Source organism: Paraburkholderia bengalensis (genome assembly GCF_037126505.1).
Lineage (GTDB): Bacteria > Pseudomonadota > Gammaproteobacteria > Burkholderiales > Burkholderiaceae > Paraburkholderia > Paraburkholderia bengalensis.
The window spans coordinates 1-2,340 of the sequence record NZ_JACFYJ010000223.1 but is presented as its reverse complement, the minus strand read 5'-3'; the positions used below and the strand labels follow the sequence as shown (position 1 = coordinate 2,340).

At 66.9% G+C, this 2,340-nt stretch carries 2 protein-coding genes and 1 pseudogene; all 3 read right to left on the bottom strand.

Features of this window, described 5'->3' with window-relative positions:
• Positions 1-450, bottom strand: a pseudogene (locus H3V53_RS42780) (hypothetical protein); the annotation flags it as partial.
• Between the two features lie 68 nt (positions 451-518).
• Entirely contained in the window at positions 519-968 is a 450-nt protein-coding gene (gene fliJ / locus H3V53_RS42775; RefSeq protein ID WP_336602982.1) for a flagellar export protein FliJ, read from the bottom strand.
• A gap of 14 nt (positions 969-982) precedes the next feature.
• The coding region (gene fliI, locus H3V53_RS42770) for a flagellar protein export ATPase FliI (RefSeq protein WP_419539754.1) at positions 983-2,340 on the bottom strand (1,358 nt) is incomplete at its 5' end.

Genomic DNA, 2,340 nt, shown 5'->3' with positions numbered 1-2,340 from the left:
CCTCAACTGGCGCTCGCCAAAAGCATGAACGTCGCGGCCTATCCCACCACGCTCTTTTTCGATGCCGAAGGACGACTGCTGGAGAAACACCTGGGCCGGATCCGTGCCGCTGGAGGCGCCGCTTTGCTGCGTCCCGTCCGTCTGGCTCGCGGATTTCGTGCTGTCGCTGTTGTTCGCGCTGTCGGCGGCGCCGGTGTTGTTCGACGCGTTATTGGCGGGCGGCACGTCGTGCACGCTGCCGCCCGAGCCATTTGAAGCCGGCTGCGAGGGCGAGGGCGTCGCGCCCGGCGCGGGCGTCGGCGCGGCGGCCTGATTTTGCGCGGCGATGCTCTGCTGCAGCGTGGTCGAGAACGGCAGCACGCTGCCCGCGTTCGCGCCGTTCGACGCGTTGCTGCCCGACGTACCGCTCGTCGTGCCGAGCAGCGAGGTGATCAGTGAAAGAGGCGACATGCTGGATCTCGTGTAGTCGTGTCAGTCCGGTTGCGCGACCTGCGATGCGTCGCGCGCGCGAGGCGTCGTCATGCGCCTTCCGCGCGCATCCGCAGAATGCGCGCGCCGTGTTCGTCGGCGTCCCGTTGCTCGCGGCGTGCCGCGAGCCTGGCTTCGGCGGCGATGCCGCGTGCTTCCAGTACTTCGTAAGAACCGAGCTTCTGCTTGCTTTGCTGCCATTCGGGCTTGGCGGCCTCGACGCGCGCCGTCGCCGTTTCCAGCAACTGGCGCTGCTGGCCGATGGCGGCGTCGAGCGTGTCGATGAACGCCTGAAAGTTGCGCATGTTGCCGGCGGCCATGCCCGCTTTCGCCGTCTCGGTGAAACGGCGGTGGTATTCGTCGCGGTACTCGATGAGCGCGTTCAACTGCGCCTCGACGTCGTTGCGCTCGCGTTGCACGCGGCCGAGCTTGCGCGCGGCTGCATCGACATCGTCTTGCGCCAGGCCAATCAGCGTTTTGATCGGGAAATGCTTGCTCATCCAGTCGTTCTCCCTTAGCCGAACAGCGAGTCGAGGTGCGCGAGGCTGGTGTCGAACCCGGCGCTTTCGCGAAAACCCTGTTGCAGGAATGCTTCCATGCGCGGATACAGCGCGATGGCCTTGTCGAGCACGGCGTCGCGTCCCGCCGAATACGCGCCGACGTTGATCAGGTCGCGGTTGCGCTGATAGCGCGACAGCATCTGCTTGAACTGGCGCGTGCGGTCGAGATGCGCGTCGCTGATGAGCGCCGTCATCGCGCGGCTGATCGACGCTTCGATGTCGATGGCGGGATAGTGGCCCGCTTCGGCGAGCGCGCGCGACAGCACGATATGGCCGTCGAGAATCGCGCGCGCCGAGTCGGCGATCGGGTCCTGCTGGTCGTCGCCTTCCGTCAGCACCGTATAGAACGCGGTGATCGAGCCGCCGCCTTCGGGGCCGTTGCCCGTGCGTTCGACGAGCGCGGGCAACTTCGCGAACACGGAGGGCGGATAGCCCTTGGTCGCGGGCGGCTCGCCAATGGCAAGCGCGATCTCGCGCTGCGCCATCGCGTAACGCGTCAGCGAATCCATCAGCAGCAGCACGTGCTTGCCCTGATCGCGGAAATATTCGGCGAGCGACGTCGCATACGCGGCGCCCTGCATGCGCAGAAGCGGCGACACGTCGGCGGGCGCGGCCACCACGACCGAGCGCGCGAGACCTTCCTCGCCGAGAATCTGCTCGATGAATTCCTTCACTTCGCGGCCGCGTTCGCCGATCAGGCCGATCACGATCACTTCCGCGCTGGTGTAGCGCGCCATCGTGCCGAGCAGCACCGATTTGCCGACGCCCGAGCCCGCGAACAGGCCCATGCGCTGGCCGCGTCCGACGGTGAGCAGCGCATTGATCGCGCGCACGCCGACGTCGAGCACTTTATGAATCGGCTCGCGATGCAGCGGATTGATGGTCGGCGCCGTGAGCGGCGCGTCGTTGCGGGCGTTGAGCGGGCCGAAGCCATCGAGCGGCTTGCCCGATGCATCCACCACGCGGCCGAGCAATTCCCAGCCGACGGGCAGACGCTTCGCGCCCGCCATCGGATCGGCGATGGGCGCCGTTTCCAGCGGATAGACGCGCGCGCCGGGCAACAGACCCGCGACTTCCGTCGTCGGCATCAGAAAGAGCTTGTCGCCCGAAAAGCCGACCACTTCGGCTTCTGCCATCGCGCGCGTGCTGCCGTAGGGCAGTTCGATCATCACTTCCGCGCCGACGGCGAGCCGCAAGCCGACGGCTTCGAGCAGTACGTCTTGCCGTCCGGCGAGACTTCCCACTTCTCTGCGAGGCCCGGCTCGACCTTCGTGCCGCCGCGTTCGAATTCGACGAGGCGGTTGTAAACGGT

Coding starts and splice junctions, on each gene's coding strand:
- fliJ (WP_336602982.1), bottom strand. CDS start 968: ATGAGCAAGCATTTCCCGATCAAAACGCTGATTGGCCTGGCGCAAGAC.